The 14,946-nt window shown below is 73.2% G+C and carries 14 protein-coding genes; 13 read left to right on the top strand and 1 reads right to left on the bottom strand.

All coding sequences use genetic code 11. The annotated features are described in order from the left end of the window. Positions 1-4: 4 nt before the first annotated feature. The 3 genes from KSED_RS04690 (at position 5) to hisS (ending at position 3,499) form a co-directional block, all read left to right on the top strand. Complete coding sequence (locus KSED_RS04690; RefSeq protein WP_012802421.1) at positions 5-958, top strand: electron transfer flavoprotein subunit alpha/FixB family protein; 954 nt, start codon at positions 5-7, stop codon at positions 956-958. Positions 959-1,131: 173 nt separating this feature from the next. Then, positions 1,132-1,713, top strand: coding sequence for a type 1 glutamine amidotransferase domain-containing protein (locus KSED_RS04695; RefSeq protein WP_012802422.1), 582 nt, complete (start codon positions 1,132-1,134; stop codon positions 1,711-1,713). A 214-nt stretch (positions 1,714-1,927) separates the two neighbouring features. Then, entirely contained in the window at positions 1,928-3,499 is a 1,572-nt protein-coding gene (gene hisS / locus KSED_RS04700) for a histidine--tRNA ligase (RefSeq protein WP_237699565.1), read from the top strand. Between the two features lie 125 nt (positions 3,500-3,624). On the opposite strand, the gene KSED_RS04705 is transcribed toward hisS, so the two are convergent. Continuing rightward, complete coding sequence (locus KSED_RS04705; RefSeq protein ID WP_012802424.1) at positions 3,625-5,232, bottom strand: catalase; 1,608 nt, start codon at positions 5,230-5,232, stop codon at positions 3,625-3,627. Positions 5,233-5,416: 184 nt separating this feature from the next. Here KSED_RS04705 and KSED_RS04710 point away from each other — a divergent pair, with 184 nt between their 5' ends. The 10 genes from KSED_RS04710 to KSED_RS15545 all read left to right on the top strand — a co-directional run bounded on the left by KSED_RS04710 (position 5,417) and on the right by KSED_RS15545 (position 14,784). Then, positions 5,417-5,740: a YerC/YecD family TrpR-related protein gene (locus KSED_RS04710; RefSeq protein WP_012802425.1), complete on the top strand. Its 324-nt coding sequence runs from the start codon at positions 5,417-5,419 to the stop codon at positions 5,738-5,740. Positions 5,741-5,875: 135 nt separating this feature from the next. Continuing rightward, positions 5,876-6,793: an ATP phosphoribosyltransferase gene (gene hisG / locus KSED_RS04715; protein ID WP_012802426.1), complete on the top strand. Its 918-nt coding sequence runs from the start codon at positions 5,876-5,878 to the stop codon at positions 6,791-6,793. Then, positions 6,793-8,112: a histidinol dehydrogenase gene (gene hisD, locus KSED_RS04720; RefSeq protein WP_015778958.1), complete on the top strand. Its 1,320-nt coding sequence runs from the start codon at positions 6,793-6,795 to the stop codon at positions 8,110-8,112. The genes hisG and hisD overlap by 1 nt, the downstream gene beginning before the upstream one ends. Next, complete coding sequence (locus KSED_RS04725; protein WP_015778959.1) at positions 8,109-9,317, top strand: aminotransferase class I/II-fold pyridoxal phosphate-dependent enzyme; 1,209 nt, start codon at positions 8,109-8,111, stop codon at positions 9,315-9,317. The genes hisD and KSED_RS04725 overlap by 4 nt, the downstream gene beginning before the upstream one ends. Continuing rightward, a complete protein-coding gene (gene hisB / locus KSED_RS04730) occupies positions 9,314-10,396 on the top strand; it encodes a bifunctional histidinol-phosphatase/imidazoleglycerol-phosphate dehydratase HisB (protein ID WP_015778960.1) in 1,083 nt (360 codons plus the stop codon). The genes KSED_RS04725 and hisB overlap by 4 nt, the downstream gene beginning before the upstream one ends. Next, positions 10,393-11,148, top strand: a complete 756-nt coding sequence (locus KSED_RS04735; RefSeq protein WP_015778961.1) for an imidazole glycerol phosphate synthase subunit HisH — start codon at positions 10,393-10,395, stop codon at positions 11,146-11,148. The genes hisB and KSED_RS04735 overlap by 4 nt, the downstream gene beginning before the upstream one ends. Continuing rightward, on the top strand, positions 11,145-11,927 hold the full coding sequence (gene hisA, locus KSED_RS04740) for a 1-(5-phosphoribosyl)-5-[(5-phosphoribosylamino)methylideneamino]imidazole-4-carboxamide isomerase (protein ID WP_015778962.1): 783 nt from the start codon (positions 11,145-11,147) through the stop codon (positions 11,925-11,927). Before KSED_RS04735 ends, hisA begins: the two co-directional genes overlap by 4 nt. Next, the gene (gene hisF, locus KSED_RS04745) at positions 11,924-12,754 is read left to right on the top strand and encodes an imidazole glycerol phosphate synthase subunit HisF (protein ID WP_237699566.1); all 831 of its coding nucleotides are present in this window, start codon (positions 11,924-11,926) and stop codon (positions 12,752-12,754) included. Before hisA ends, hisF begins: the two co-directional genes overlap by 4 nt. Next, a complete protein-coding gene (gene hisIE / locus KSED_RS04750; protein WP_015778964.1) occupies positions 12,751-13,485 on the top strand; it encodes a bifunctional phosphoribosyl-AMP cyclohydrolase/phosphoribosyl-ATP diphosphatase HisIE in 735 nt (244 codons plus the stop codon). Before hisF ends, hisIE begins: the two co-directional genes overlap by 4 nt. A gap of 42 nt (positions 13,486-13,527) precedes the next feature. Continuing rightward, positions 13,528-14,784 carry a cysteine desulfurase family protein gene (locus KSED_RS15545; RefSeq protein ID WP_015778965.1) on the top strand — a complete coding sequence of 419 codons (1,257 nt, stop codon included), beginning with the start codon at positions 13,528-13,530 and terminating at the stop codon, positions 14,782-14,784. Positions 14,785-14,946 lie beyond the last annotated feature (162 nt).

Consider the following 14,946-nt stretch of genomic DNA (forward strand, 5'->3'; position numbering starts at 1 on the left):
CGCAATGAGTGAAGTTCTGGTTCTGGTCGACCACGCCGAGGGCGAGGTCCGGAAGACCACCGGGGAGATGCTGACCGCTGCCCGTCGCATCGGGGATGCCTCCGCGGTGTTCGTGGGCGCCGGGTTCGACGCCGCCAAGGAGGCCCTCGCAGCCCACGGCGCGGCGAAGGTGTACCGCCTCGAGGCCCCCGAGTTCGACGAGTACCTCGTGGGCCCGACGGCCGAAGCGCTGGCCCAGCTGGTGCAGCGCACCGGTGCGGCCACAGTGATCCTCCCGTCCTCCCCGGAGGGCAAGGAGGTGGCCGGGCGCCTGGCCGTCATGACCGCCTCGGGTGTCATCACCGATGCGGTGGACGTGCAGGCCGGTGAGGGCGGTGTGAGCGTCACCAAGTCCGTCTTCGCCGGTGGGTGGACCACCACCTCCCACGTGGCCAAGGGCGTGGCGATCGTGACGCTGAAGCCCAACTCCGTCACCGCCGAGGAGGCGGTCGGCGAGGCCGCCGACGAGGTCGTGGAGGTGGAATTCTCCGACGTGGCCAAGGGCGCCCGCATCGTGAGCAGCGAGGAGAAGGCCGCCTCCGGCCGTCCGGAGCTGACCGAGGCCGCGATCGTGGTCTCCGGTGGCCGCGGCACCGGTGGCGACTTCGACCCGGTGGAGGGCTTCGCCGACTCCCTGGGCGCTGCCGTGGGTGCCTCGCGAGCCGCCGTCGATGCCGGCTGGTACCCGCACTCCAGCCAGGTCGGTCAGACCGGTGTGACCGTGTCGCCGCAGCTGTACGTGGCGGCCGGCATCTCCGGTGCCATCCAGCACCGCGCCGGCATGCAGACCTCGAAGACGATCGTCGCCGTGAACAAGGACGAGGAGGCTCCCATCTTCTCGATGGTGGACTTCGGCGTCGTCGGCGACCTGTTCGAGGTGCTGCCGCAGGCCACGGAGAAGATCACCGGCTCCCAGTGAGCCACCCGATGCGGTGAGCCCGCCCTGCGCGGCGAGCTCACCGCATCGTGCAGGGGCCGTCCGGCACACGCCGGGCGGCCTCTGGCGTACGGCGTGGTACTCGCACTGTCCTGGCCGGGCCCGCAGGCCGTTCCGGTTGCCGGACCCCCGTGCCCACGTGGGATGATTTTCATATGACCGACACCACGCAGGACACCCAGAACACCGGCAAGGCCGTCATCTTCCTGACCTCCGCCGAGGGCATTGAGGCCGTCGAGCTCACCGATCCGTGGGAGGCGCTGACCGACGCTGGCCACACCCCGCGGCTCGTCACCCCTGAGGGCGGAGAGGTCCAGCTCTTCAACCACTTGGACAAGGCCGAGACCCGCACAGCTGACGCCACCGTGGCCGACATCGACCCGGCCGAGGTGGACCTGTTGGTGCTCCCCGGTGGCGTGGCCAACCCGGATCTGCTGCGCCAGAGCGACGAGGCCGTGCAGTTCGTCAAGGCCGTTCATGATGCGGGCAAGCCCGTCGCCGCGATCTGCCACGCTCCGTGGGTGCTGGCCGAGGCGGGTGTCGTCTCTGGCCGCCGCCTCACCGGTTTCGCCAGCCTCGAGACCGACCTGCGCAATGCCGGCGCGGAGTGGGTGGGCGACCAGGAGGTCGTGGTGGACGGCAACCTCATCACCAGCCGCAACCCTGATGATCTGCCGGCCTTCAACGGCGCGGTCATCGAGGCGCTCGACCACGGGACGGCCGCAGCGCAGGGCTGACCGCTGTGACACATCCCCGCGGGGCCATCCGGCGTTGTGCCGGGTGGCCCCGTCCGGCGTTCAGGTGAGGCGTTCGACGGACTCGATCCTGGGCGGCACCCACCACGACGTCCTGACGCACGGTGGAGGCCGTTCGATCTGCTTCCTCGGCAGCCAGTTCCCATGAATTGTAGGTCCCGCAGAGGTGGACGGCGCGTCCGCACAGGATGAGGGTATGAGTCCCCAGCAGGTGTTGTTCGTGCACGAGCCAGTTCTCGTGGGTGACCAGTTCGATCAGGGCCGGGGGTGCTCCTCCGACCGGGCGGCCCTGCCCACCGTGGCGGAAACTAGACTCCCGCCCATGGCCTCACCGATCACCACGCCCCGTCCTGCCCAGGGAACGCTCGAGCTGCTGCCGCGCCAGCAGATCGCGTTCAACCGGATGACCGACGTGATCCGCCGTCATTTCGAGGCCGGTGGTTTCCTGCCGCTGGAGACCCCCGCGTTCGAGCGCACCGACGTGCTGCTCACCAAGTCCGGCGGCGAGACCGAGAAGCAGGTCTACTTCGTCCAGTCAACAGGTGGGCTCGCGAACTACCGCGATGCGGTGCTCGCTGCTGCTGACGGCCAGGGGGGCGAGTCCGCACCCCCGGACGGTGCCGAGGCGCTGCCCGACCTCGCCCTGCGCTTTGACCTCACGGTGCCGATGGCGCGCTTCGTCGCCCAGCACGAGGGGCAGCTGACCTTCCCCTTCCGGCGGTACCAGATGCAGCGCGTCTACCGTGGGGAGCGTCCGCAGCGTGGCCGCTACCGCGAGTTCCTGCAGTGCGACGTGGACATCATCGGCTCCGGCTCGCTGAACGTCCGGCACGATGCGGAGCCGCCGGCCACCATGCACGCGATCTTCCGCGAGCTGGACTTCGGCCCGTTCACGATCCACCTCAACAACCGCCGGTTGCTGCGCGGCTTCTTCCGGAGCCTCGGCATCGCCGACGACGCCCAGCCGGCGGTGCTGCGGGAGGTGGACAAGATCGACAAGCGCGGTCTGGACTGGCTGCGCGAGGAGCTCACCGGGGAGCGCTTCGGCCTGCCCGCCGATGCCGTGGAGGCCCTCGCCGAGTTCGTGGGACGCCGCACCACCTCCCACGCCGACGCGATGGAGGCTCTGGCCGGGCTGGAGGGCCGGGACGCAGAGCTCGATGCCGGCGTGGCCGAGCTCCGTGAGGTGCTCGAGATGTTGCGGCACCTGGGCGTGCCGGAGAGCGACTACTGCGTCAACTTCGCCATAGCCCGCGGGCTCGACTACTACACCGGCACCGTCTACGAGACCTTCCTGGACGAGCACCCCGAGCTCGGGTCGATCTGCTCCGGCGGGCGGTACGAGAACCTCGCCGGGCAGTACACGAAGTCCTCCCTGCCCGGGGTGGGCATGTCCATCGGCCTCTCGCGCCTGTTCTGGCAGCTCATGGAGAACGGCCTGGTGGACGACGAGCCGTCGACCGTGCAGGTGCTCATCCCGTTGCTGGACGAGGCGCTGCTGCCCGAGGCGCTGGGGCTGGCGGCCGAGCTGCGCTCGGCCGGGCTGGCCGTGGAGAACGTGCTGGAGCCGGCCAAGCTGGCCAAGCAGTTCAAGCATGCCGACCGGGCCGGCATCCGCTTCGTCGCGGTCCTGGGCGCCCAGGAGGTCGAGAAGGGCGTGGTGACCGTGAAGGACCTCGCGCGCAGCGACCAGTTCGCGGTGGAGCGGGGTGAGCTGGCCCGCGCCCTGCGGGTGGAGCTGGCCCAGCCGGAGCTCCCCGGCGCCTGATCCGCCCGCGCCGGCCGAGTCCGGCGCGGGCCCCGCGTGGCCGCCGGCCCGGAGGCCCCGCCCACGATGAGGGGGCCCACCACACGGGTGGGCCCCCTCATCGTCACCGGCTGCGTGGCGGCGGGTCAGCCCCGGCGCGTGCCGTCGGCGTCCGTGGTGCCCCGGGCAGCGTCGTCCTTCGCGTCCTCGGGCTGGCCGCCGGGGTTGTCCTCCGCCTGGCCGGCACGCACCGCCTGCTCGATGCGGGCGCCCGTCTCGGCGTCGACGGCCTTCCAGTAGTCGAAGGCGCGCTCCAGCACCTCGCCGGTCACACCGCCGAGCAGGTGGCCGGCCACGGTGTCGACGAAGCGGTCGCGCTGGGCGTCGTCGAACACCTCGCGCACCAGGGTGCCGGGCTGGGAGAAGTTGTCGTCCTCGTCGCTGCGCACCGTCTGCGCACGGCGGACCAGGTCGCCGGAGACCGGGTAGGAGTCCTCGGCCGGGCCGGTGCCGTCGGAGTAGGACGTGCCCTGTGTGTTGGCGGCGTACACGGCCGCGTCGCCCGCGTGGTCGTAGGCCATCGGGCCGTCGTAGGTGTAGCTGTGGCCCTCTACCCGGTGCTTGTTGACCGGGAGCTGCAGGTAGTTGGGGCCGATGCGGTGGCGGTGGGTGTCCGCGTAGGAGAAGACCCGACCCAGCAGCATCGTGTCCGGGGAGAGGCCGATGCCGGGCACGGTCGCCGAGGGCTCGAACGCGGCCTGCTCGATCTGGGCGAAGTGGTTGTCCGGGTTGCGGTCCAGGGTCATCACGCCCACCTCGTGCAGCGGGTAGTCCGCGTGCGAGACGGTCTTGGTGACGTCGAAGATGTTGGTCTTGTAGGAGAAGCCCTCCTCGAAGGGGATCACCTGCACCGAGAGGGTCCACCGGGGGTGGTCGCCCTTCTCGATCGACTCGAACAGGTCCCGGCGGTGGAAGTCCGCGTCCTCACCGGCGATCCGTGTGGCCTCGTCGCCGGACAGCCCCTCCACGCCCTGCTGGGAGTGGAAGTGGTACTTCACCCAGAACCTCTCACCGCTGGCGTTCACCCACATGTAGGTGTGCGAGCCGTAGCCGTTCATGTGGCGGTAGGTCCGGGGGATGCCGCGGTCACCCATCAGGTAGGTCACCTGGTGGGCGGACTCGGGGTTGAGCGTCCAGAAGTCCCACTGCATGTGGTTGTCGCGCAGGCCGTTGGCGCCGCGGCGCTTCTGGGAGCGGATGAAGTGGGGGAACTTCATGGCGTCGCGGATGAAGAAGATGGGGGTGTTGTTGCCCACGAGGTCGTAGTTGCCCTGCGTGGTGTAGAACTTCAGCGCGAAGCCGCGGGGGTCGCGCCAGGTGTCGGGCGAGCCCATCTCACCGGCCACGGTGGAGAAGCGGGCCAGCATGTCCGTCTTCGTGCCGGGCTGGAACACGGCGGCCTTCGTCCACTGGCTGACGTCGGCCGTGACCTCGAAGGTGCCGAATGCGCCGGAGCCCTTGGCGTGCACCACTCGCTCCGGGACGCGCTCCCGGTCGAAGTGCGCCATCTGGTTCACGAAGTGCGCATCGTGCAGGACGATCGGGCCGTCGGCACCGGCGCGCAGGGACTGGCGGTCGGAGGGGGCCGGCGCCCCGGTGTCGGTGAGGGACCCGGAGGTGTCCGCACCGGTCGGACGCGGGTCTTGGGCGTCGGCAGGGTCGCCGGGGGCGGGTGACTTCTCGTAGGTGCTCATACTCCATGGTCCCACTCGATGGGGTGGACGTCACTCCTGCTTCCCGGGGCGGTTGGGCAGGCCCCGCAGGATGTGTCGCGCGCCACGCGGCTGGGCGCCACCCCACCGGCCGTGTTAGCGTAATAGCGCATTGACACAGCCGGATGCCCGTGCCCCGGCTGATCGCCCCCAGAGAGGAGTCGCCGTGAAGCGTCGAGATGCCGCCCAGCCGCGGTCGACGATCGCGCAGCAGCGCGAGCTGGCGCGCGTGCTGGCCTCGATGGGGGAGGCCGACGAGATCGAGGCACTGCTGACCGATCTGTGCACCCCGGCCGAGCGGGAGGCCCTCACCGACCGGTGGGCCGTCGTCCCGCTGCTGGCCGAGGGCATGAGCTACCGCGCGATCCACGAGGCCACCGGAGTCTCGGTGACCACCGTGGGCCGCGTGGCCCGCTGCGTCGAGGACGGCGCCGGCGGTTACCGGGCGGCCCTGCGACATCGCGACACGCTCGAGCCCGCCGACGGCTGAGCCCCGCCGCGCTGCCCGCTGCACCGGTGGCGCTGTACCGGCGACGCCGGCCGGCAGCGCCCTCCACCCACCGGCCGGCCCCCCATCCGACCTCCACCACACCCGACGGCCCACCTGCGTGGGCGAGGAGTCCTCGTGCCCCCCATCGATCCCCAGCGCGACCGCCTGCGCGTCGCCATCCAGAAGTCCGGCCGTCTCGGCGACCCCGCCCGTGACCTGCTCGCGGCCTGTGGCCTCACCTGGCGCGAGAGCCGCGACCGCCTGTTCTGCTTCGGGGAGGGACTGCCGGTCGACCTGCTGCTCGTGCGCGACGACGACATACCCGGCCTGCTCGCCGACGGGGTGGCGGACCTGGGCATCCTCGGGCGCAACGTGCTGGCCGAGACCCAGCTGGCGCCGGGCGCCGCAGCGCTGGAGGAGGTGCGCCAGCTCGGTTTCGGGGCATGCACGCTGGACGTGGCCGTGCCGCAGGACTGGACCTGGACCGGGCCCGAGCAGCTCGAGGGGCTGCGCGTGGCCACCAGCTACCCGGAGCTCACCCGTGACTGGATGGAGCGCCAGGGCGTCGCGGCCGACGTGGTCACCCTGAGCGGCTCGGTGGAGATCGCCCCGAGCCTCGGGCAGGCCGATGTGGTGTGCGACCTCGTCTCCTCCGGCGCCACGCTGCGGGCCAACGCCCTGAAGCCGGTGGTGACGATCCTGCAGACCGAGGCTGTGCTGGCCGCCCGGTCGACTCCCCTGGAGGGGGAGCGCGCCGCGCTCGCGGACGTCCTGCTGCGCCGTCTGGACGGGGTGCGCCGGGTGGCCGACAGCAAGGTGCTGGTGGCGCGGGCGCCCGCGGACCGGCTGGCCCAGGTAGTCGCCCTGCTGCCTGACGCGGAGGAGCCCACCGTGACCCCCACCGTCGACCCGAGCGACCCCACCGCCGACTCCGGCACCTACGCGCTGCAGGCCCTGGTGCACGGGGAGGTGACCTGGTCCCTGCTGGAGGAGGTCAAGCAGGCCGGCGCCCGCGGCGTCATGGTGCTGCCGGTCGAGGGGATGCTGGTCTGATGCGCGTCCTGGACTGGAACGCCCTCGACGACTCCGAGCGCACCGCCGCCCTGGAGCGCCCCGCCCAGGCGGTGGGGGAGCAGGTCACCGCGGCCGTGGCCGAGGTCCTCGACGCCGTCCGGGCCCGGGGAGCCGACGCCGTGGTCGGGTACACCGAGCGCTTCGACGGGGTGGGCCGGGAACACCTGCTGCTCAGCGAGGCCGAGATCGACCGCGCGGTGGAGCAGGTGCCCGATGCGGTGCGCGCCGCCATCGCGCAGGCCGCCGCCACCCTGCGCACCTTCCACGCGCCCGGTGCGCTGAGCCCGTTCGCGGTGGACACCGCGCCCGGCATGCGCTGTGAGCGCATCGTCCGTCCGGTGCGCACCGTGGGGCTGTACGTGCCGGCGGGTTCCGCGCCGCTGCCCTCGACCGCGCTGATGCTGGGCGTCCCCGCCGTGCTCGCGGGCTGCCCGGAGGTGGTGGTGTGCACGCCCCCGACCGCGCAGGGCACCGCCGACCCGAGCGTCGTGGCGGCCTGTGTGGAGGTGGGCATCCGCCGCATCGCCGTGGTGGGTGGTGCGCAGGCGGTGGGCGCGATGGCCTTCGGTGCAGGGCCGATCCCGCGCTGCGACAAGATCTTTGGCCCCGGCAACTCGTTCGTCACCGAGGCCAAGCGGCAGGTGGCCGGGATGCAGGGTGGGCCGGGCATCGACCTGCCGGCCGGCCCCAGCGAGCAGCTCGTCATCGCCGATGCGGGGGCGAACCCCGTGTGGGTCGCCGCCGACCTGCTGAGCCAGGCCGAGCACGGCCCGGACTCGCAGGTGGTCTGCGTGAGCGACGACCGCGATCTGCTGGAGCAGGTGGCCGCCGAGGTGGAGCGACAGGCCGCGGAGCTGCCCCGGGCGCAGATCGTGGCCGGTGCGCTCACCGCATCGAGGCTGGTGCTGGTCGACGACCTGGACCAGGCGGTGGCGGTGAGCAACGCCTACGCGCCGGAGCACCTGATCCTGGCCGTGCGCGCACCCCGGGAGTTGCTGGCCGGCATCACGGCGGCGGGCTCGATCTTCCTGGGCGACCACACGCCGGAGTCGCTCGGCGACTACTGCTCGGGCACCAACCACGTGCTGCCCACCAGCGGTGCCGCGCGGTACACCGGCGGGGTGAACCTGGCCAGCTTCCAGCTCTCCATCACCGTGCAGGAGGCGAGTCCCCGGGCGCTGGCGCAGCTCGGGGCCACGGCCGTCACCCTGGCCCGTGCCGAGGGGCTCGAGGCCCACGCCCGCGCCGTGACGCGACGGGTCGACGCCTCCGAGGCCGCCGCAGGAGGTGCCCGGTGACCGCCGTGGACTCCGGCGCCGTGCTGCCCGCCCCCTACCTCCGGGAGGACCTCGCGGACTTCGCGGGCTACTCCAGCGCACGCACCAGCGGCCCGGCGCCCGATGGCGCCGGCGACTGGGCCTGGCTCAATGCGAACGAGGCCGCGGCGGCCAACCAGGGGGACCCGACGGGTGCCTCGCGCCGCTACCCGGACCCGCAGCCCGGGCGCCTGCGTGCTCGACTGGCCGGGACCTGGGGTGTGCGTCCTGAGGAGCTGCTCGTGGTGAGGGGCAGCGACGAGGGCATCGACGTGCTCGTGCGGGGCTGCACTGCCCCGGGCGAGGGGGCGATCGTCGTGGCTCCGCCGACCTTCGGCATGTACGCCGTGAGCGCGCGCCTGCACGGCGTGGCCGTGGCCGAGTCGCCGCAGCTGCTGGTGGCGGCCGACCGCGACCGGTTCGAGCTGGACGCCGGTGCGGTCCGCGAGGCCGTGGCCACCACCGGGGCCGGGCTGGTCTTCGTGGCCTCCCCGGGCAACCCCACGGGCACCACCGTGCCGGCGGCGGAGCTCGCGGCCCTGGCCGCCGACCTGCGGGGCCGCGCCCTGCTCGTGGTCGACGAGGCCTACGGCGACTTCAGCGACCAGCCCTCGGCGACCGCGTTGCTCGCTGCGCACGAGAACGTGGTGGTGCTGCGCACCCTGAGCAAGGCGCACGGTCTGGCCGGTGCCCGCATCGGCGCCGTCATCGCGCAACCCGAGCTGGTGGCCGCGCTCGGCCGGGTGCAGGCGCCCTACCCGCTGGCCGTCCCCGCCATCGAGCTGGCACTGGCGGCCACCGAGCCGGACGCGCTGGCGGCCACCACCGAGCGGGTGTGGCGCACCGTGGCCGAGCGCGAGCGCGTGGCGTCCACGTTGTCCGATGCGGTGCGCGCCGGCCGCGCGGGCAGCATCCGTTGCGTCATGGCGGGGGAGGCGAACTTCGTCACCGTCCGCGCCGACGACCCGGCCGCGGTGATGGACGCGCTGGCGGGGTCGGGCGTCGTGGCCCGCAGCCTCGCCGGCCACCCGGCGCTGTCCGACGGGGTGCGCATCACCGTCGGGCAGGAGCACGAGAACGACCGGGTGCTGGCGGCCCTCACCGGCGCGCCGGCGCCCGCGACCCAGACCCCCGCGACCCAGGCCACCCAGACCACAGCCACCCAGACCACCCAGGAGACACCGTGAGCAGCCCGATCCTCTTCGTCGATCGCGACGGCACGATCATCACCGAGCCGGCCGACCACCAGGTGGACGCGCTGGACAAGGTCCGCTTCGTCGAGGGCGTCGTCCCCGCGCTGCTGCGCCTGCAGGAGGCCGGGTGGCGTCTGGTGATGGTCTCCAACCAGGACGGCCTGGGCACCAACGCCTTCCCGCAGGCCGACTTCGACGCCGCCCACGGGTTGGTGATGCAGGTCCTCGAGAGCCAGGGGGTGCACTTCTCCGAGGTGCTCATCGACCGCTCCCTGCCCGAGGACCACGCGCCCACCCGCAAGCCCGGCATCGGCCTGGTGGTGCACCTGCTCAAGGACCGGACCGTGGACTGGGCGCGCTCCGCGGTGGTCGGCGACCGGGAGACCGACGTGCAGTTCGCCGCGGCCCTGGACGTGCCGGCCTACCAGCTGGCCACCGAGGAGGAGCTGGGTGGGACGTGGACCTGGGCGGACATCGCCCACGACCTGGTGAGTGCGCCCCGGCGGGCCACCGTGGAGCGGAACACCTCCGAGACCCGCATCCGGGTGTCGGTGGACCTCGACCGCCCCGCTCCGGCGAAGGTGTCCACCGGGCTGGGCTTCTTCGACCACATGCTCGACCAGCTCGGCAAGCACGGCGGCTTCGCCCTGGAGGTCGAGACCGCTGGCGACCTGCACATCGACGAGCACCACACGGTGGAGGACACCGGCCTGGCCATCGGGCAGGCCCTCCGCGAGGCACTGGGTGACAAGCGCGGCATCGGCCGCTACGGCTTCACGCTTCCGATGGACGAGTCGCTCGCCACCGCCGCGATCGACTTCTCCGGCCGCCCCTACCTCGTGTTCGACTGCACGTTCACCCGCGAGGTCGTCGGGGACCTGCCCACCGAGATGGTCGAGCACTTCTGGCGCTCGCTGTGCGAGGCGGCCGGCCTCACGCTCAACCTCAGCGTGCAGGCGGAGAACGACCACCACCGCATCGAGGTCGGGTTCAAGGCGGTGGCCCGTGCGCTGCGGCAGGCGATCGCCCGGTCCGGCGGGAGCGAGCTGCCGAGCACGAAGGGGATGCTGTGAGCCCCGGTGGGCGCACCGCATCACCCGACGTGGTGCTCGTGGACGCGGGCGGGGCGAACATCGCCTCGGTGCAGTTCGCGTTGGCGCGCCTGGGCATCGACGCGCCCCTCACCTCCGATGCGGGGCGCATCCGCTGCGCCGACCGCGTGATCCTGCCCGGGGTGGGCGCCGCCGAGGCCGCGATGCGGCGCCTGCGCGAGCTGGGCCTGGTGGAGGTGCTGCGCTCGCTGGAGCAGCCGGTGGCCGGCGTGTGCCTGGGCATGCAGCTGCTCTACGAGGGCTCCACCGAGGGCGCCGGCGGCCGGGCGGTGGCGCAGGGCACCGGGCCGGTGGAGTGCCTGGGCCTGGTGCCCGGCGTGGTCACCGAACTGCCCGGGGCACCGGGCGCGCGGGTGCCGCACATGGGCTGGAACGTGCTGGCGCCCGGCCCCGCAGCAGGCGGTGCGGGTGAGCCTGCGGACGAGGCGACGGCTGGCGGGCCCGGGCCTGCGGAGCTCGCCGACGACCCGGTGGCCGACGTGCTGCGCCGGGCGTGGGCCGGGCCGTCGGAGCCCCGTGCCTACTTCGTGCACTCGTGGGCGGCACCGGTCACCCACGACACGGTCGCGGTGACGAGCCACGGCCAGCCCTTCACGGCGGTGGTGCGACGTGGCACCGTGACGGGCATGCAGTTCCACCCCGAGCGCTCCGGCGACCTCGGGTCCCGACTCCTCGCTGCGTTCTGCGGCGTCACCCCTGGAGGCACAGCATGAGCGAGAACACCGACACCGGCGCAACCGCCACCTACACCTGCTACCCGGCGCTCGACATCCGCGGCGGTGAGGTGGTGCGGCTGCGCCAGGGCGACTACGGGCAGCAGACCACCTACGCCCTGGACCCGGTGGAGCAGGCCACGCGCTACGCCGAGGCCGGGGCCACCTGGCTGCACCTGGTGGACCTCGATGCCGCCCTGGTGGGTGGGTGGACGCTCGCGGAGCTGGTGCGCCGCATCGTGGACGCGACCGGCCTGCGGGTGCAGGCTGGTGGCGGGGTGCGCTCCGTGGAGGACGTGCACGCGATGCTGTCCGCCGGCGCCGAGCGGGCCGTGGTGGGCTCGTTGGCGGTGAACCGCCCGGAGATGGTGGCCGGTTGGCTGCGACAGTTCGGCCCCCAGGCCATCACGGTGGCCCTGGACGCGCGGCACGGCGGTGCGGAGCACCCCCGCTGGGAGCTGCCCACGAGCGGCTGGACCGAGGACTCGGGGGTGGACATGGGCCACTTGCTGGCGGACTACTCGGCGGTGGGCCTGCGGCACGTGCTCGCCACCGACATCAGCAAGGACGGCATGATGCAGGGTCCGGGCCTGGGGCTGTACGACCACCTGCGGGGGCTGGCGGCGGACGTCGACGTGCAGGCCAGCGGCGGGGTGCGCCACGTCGAGGACGTGCGGGCCGTCCGCGAGCAGGGGTGCGCGGGCGTGGTGCTCGGGCGTGCACTGCTCGACGGGGAGCTGGAGCTGCGTGACGCGCTGGCCCTGGAGGTGGGCGCGTGACGGCCGCCAGCCCCACCACATCCGGTGTGGGGGCGCCCGCCACCCGGCTGGCGCGCCGCATCGTCCCCTGCCTCGACGTCCGCGACGGGCGCGTGGTCAAGGGGGTGCGCTTCACCGACCACGTCGACGCCGGGGGTATCGAGGAGCTCGCGGCCCGGTACGCCGCGGAGGGGGCCGACGAGCTGGTCTTCTACGACATCTCCGCGAGTCCGCAGGGGCGGGCGGTCGACATCGACTGGGTGCGCCGGGTGGCGCGTCTGATCGACATCCCGTTCTCCGTGGCGGGCGGCATCCGCACCGTCGAGGAGGCCCGCGCGGTGCTGCACGCCGGGGCCGACAAGGTCTCGGTGAACACCCCCGCGCTGGAGCGCCCCGAGCTGGTGGGTGAGCTCGCCGGTGAGTTCGGGGTGCAGTGCGTGGTGGTGGGCATCGACTCGCTGCGTGACACCGACGGCACCTGGCGGGTGCGCTCGCACACCGGTGATCCGCAGGCCATGCGGCAGGCGGGCCGCTCGACGCTGGAGTGGGTCGCCGAGGTGGTCGAGCGCGGCGCCGGCGAGGTGGTGCTGAACTGCATGGGCTCCGATGGGGTGCGCACCGGGTACGACGTCGAGCAGCTGGCCGCGGTGCGCGCGGTCTGCCCCGTGCCCCTGGTGGCCAGCGGAGGGGCGGGATCCGTGCAGGACTTCGTGGACGTCATCGAGCAGGCGGACGTGGATGCGGCCCTGGCCGCGAGTGTCTTCCACAGTGGCGCGGTGGCGATTCGGGACGTGAAGGCCGCCCTGGCCGGGCGCGGCATCGAGGTGCGAGAGCAGGAGGCGCGATGAGCCAGCAGCAGGTGGACCGGGCGGTGCTGGACCCGGCGGAGGTGGACTTCTCCCGCGTCACCGATGCGGGGCGGGGTCTGGTGGCCGCGGTCGTGCAGGACGCCGACACCCTGGCGGTGCTCATGGTGGGGTGGATGGACGCCGCGGCGCTCGAGGCCACCCAGGCCACGGGGCGCGTGACCTTCTGGTCTCGCAGCCGCGGTGAGCAGTGGGTGAAGGGCGAAACCTCGGGCAACACGCTCGATGTGGTGTCGGTGCACCTCGACTGCGACGCCGACGCGGTGCTCGTGGTGGCGCGCCCGGCCGGGCCCACCTGCCACACCGGCGCGGCCAGCTGCTTCGATGCCGCGAGCCGGGCAGGTGCCGAGGCGGCCGGGGCCGGTGGTGAGGCTGCGGCGTCCGGGGCCGGGGGCGATGCTCCCGCATCGGAGATCGGCGCGACGGATGCTCCCGCATCGGAGATCGGCCACCTGGCGCGGACGATCGCCGAGCGGCACCGGGAGCGCCCCGCGGGTTCGTACACCACCTCCTTGTTCGAGGGCGGCACGCGACGGATTGCGCAGAAGGTCGGTGAGGAGGGCGTCGAGACGGCGCTCGCCGGCGTCGCGCAGGGGGACGAGGAGCTGCTCGGCGAGTCCGCCGACCTGCTCTACCACCTGGTGGTGCTGCTGACCGACCGCGGACTGTCGCTGGCCGACGTGGAGGCCGTGCTGCGTTCTCGCCGCAGCTGAGCCGCCGGAGCCCGCTGAGCCCGCGCTGCCTACGCTGGGGCCATGTCACCCCAGGATGCGTCTGAGTTCGTCTACCTCGACCACGCCGCCAGCTCGCCGCAGCGTCCCGAGGTGACCGAGGCGATGGCGCAGGTGGCCGGCCTGCCGGGCAACCCCTCGGCGCTGCACGGCATCGGGCGCGCGGCGCGGCGCCGGGTGGAGGAGTCGCGCGAAGAGGTCGCCGAGCTGGTGGGCTGCCACCCCAGCGAGGTGCTGTTCACCTCCGGTGGCACCGAGGCGGACAACCTCGCCGTGCTGGGGGGCCACGAGGCGGCGGGGCCGGCGACGGCACCGGTGGTCACCACGCACACCGAGCACGCCGCCGTGACCGAGGCCGTGGGGCGGCTGGCGGCGGGGGGTGCCCCCGTGCGCTGGGCGGAGGTCGATGCGGGCGGGGTGCTCACCGCATCGGCGCTCGCGGAGGCGATCGAGGGGTTGGGGGATGGGGGCGCGCGCGCGACCCTCGCCTCGGTGGTCTGGGGCAACAACGAGACCGGGGTGCTGCAGGACCTCCCGGCGCTGGCGGAGGTCGCCGGCGAGCGTGGGTGCGTCCTGCACTCCGATGCGGTGCAGGTGCTCGGCCACGCACCGTTGGACCTCTCCGACCCGCGGTTGGCAGGGGTGGGGCTGGTGTCCCTGGCGGCGCACAAGGTCGGAGGGCCGCAGGGCGTGGGGGTGCTGGTCGCACGGCGGGGGACGGGGCTCTCGCCGACGACCTTCGGCGGGGGGCAGGAGCGGCGCGTGCGGTCCGGGACGGTGCCGGTGGCGCTCGCGGTGGGGATGGCCGCGGCCGTGCGGGCGGCGGCGGGGGATGCTGCGCGGGATCCCGCTCGCGGTGCGGAGAGCGAGCTTGTGGCGCATCGTGCGCAAGAGGCGGAGGGTGCGGAGGGGGCCCGGGTGCGGGCCCTGCGCACGGCGTTCGAGGAGCGGGTGGTGGCGCTGGGCATCGGGGTGCGGGTCACCGCATCGGGATCACCGCGGCTGGACCACATCTCGCACGTGACCTTCGAGGGCTGCCGCAGCGAGGACCTGTTGTTCCTGCTGGACAGTCACGGCATCGCCGTCTCGGCGGGGTCGGCCTGCAGTGCGGGGGTGAACCGGCCGAGTCATGTGCTGGAGGCGATGGGGGAGCCCGCCCCCGTCGCCGCCTCGGGGCTGCGCTTCTCCTGGGGGTGGAGCTCGGTGGCCGCGGACGGCGAGCGGGCGCTGGCGGTGCTGCCCGAGGTGGCGGAGCGGGCGCGCGCCGCTGCGGCCGTGTGACGGGTGTGCCGGGCTGGGCGGCTGCGCGTGAGCGCGGGCCGCGTGCGGGGGTGTGGGGGATGGGCCGGGCATCCGCGGCTGTCCACAGGAATGGAACCGGTGTTGCCATGGGTGAGTGAATTGTGTAGTATGTATGTATCGGCCCGGGGAAGGCCGGTGGAC

Source organism: Kytococcus sedentarius DSM 20547, from assembly GCF_000023925.1.
Classification (GTDB): domain Bacteria; phylum Actinomycetota; class Actinomycetes; order Actinomycetales; family Dermatophilaceae; genus Kytococcus; species Kytococcus sedentarius.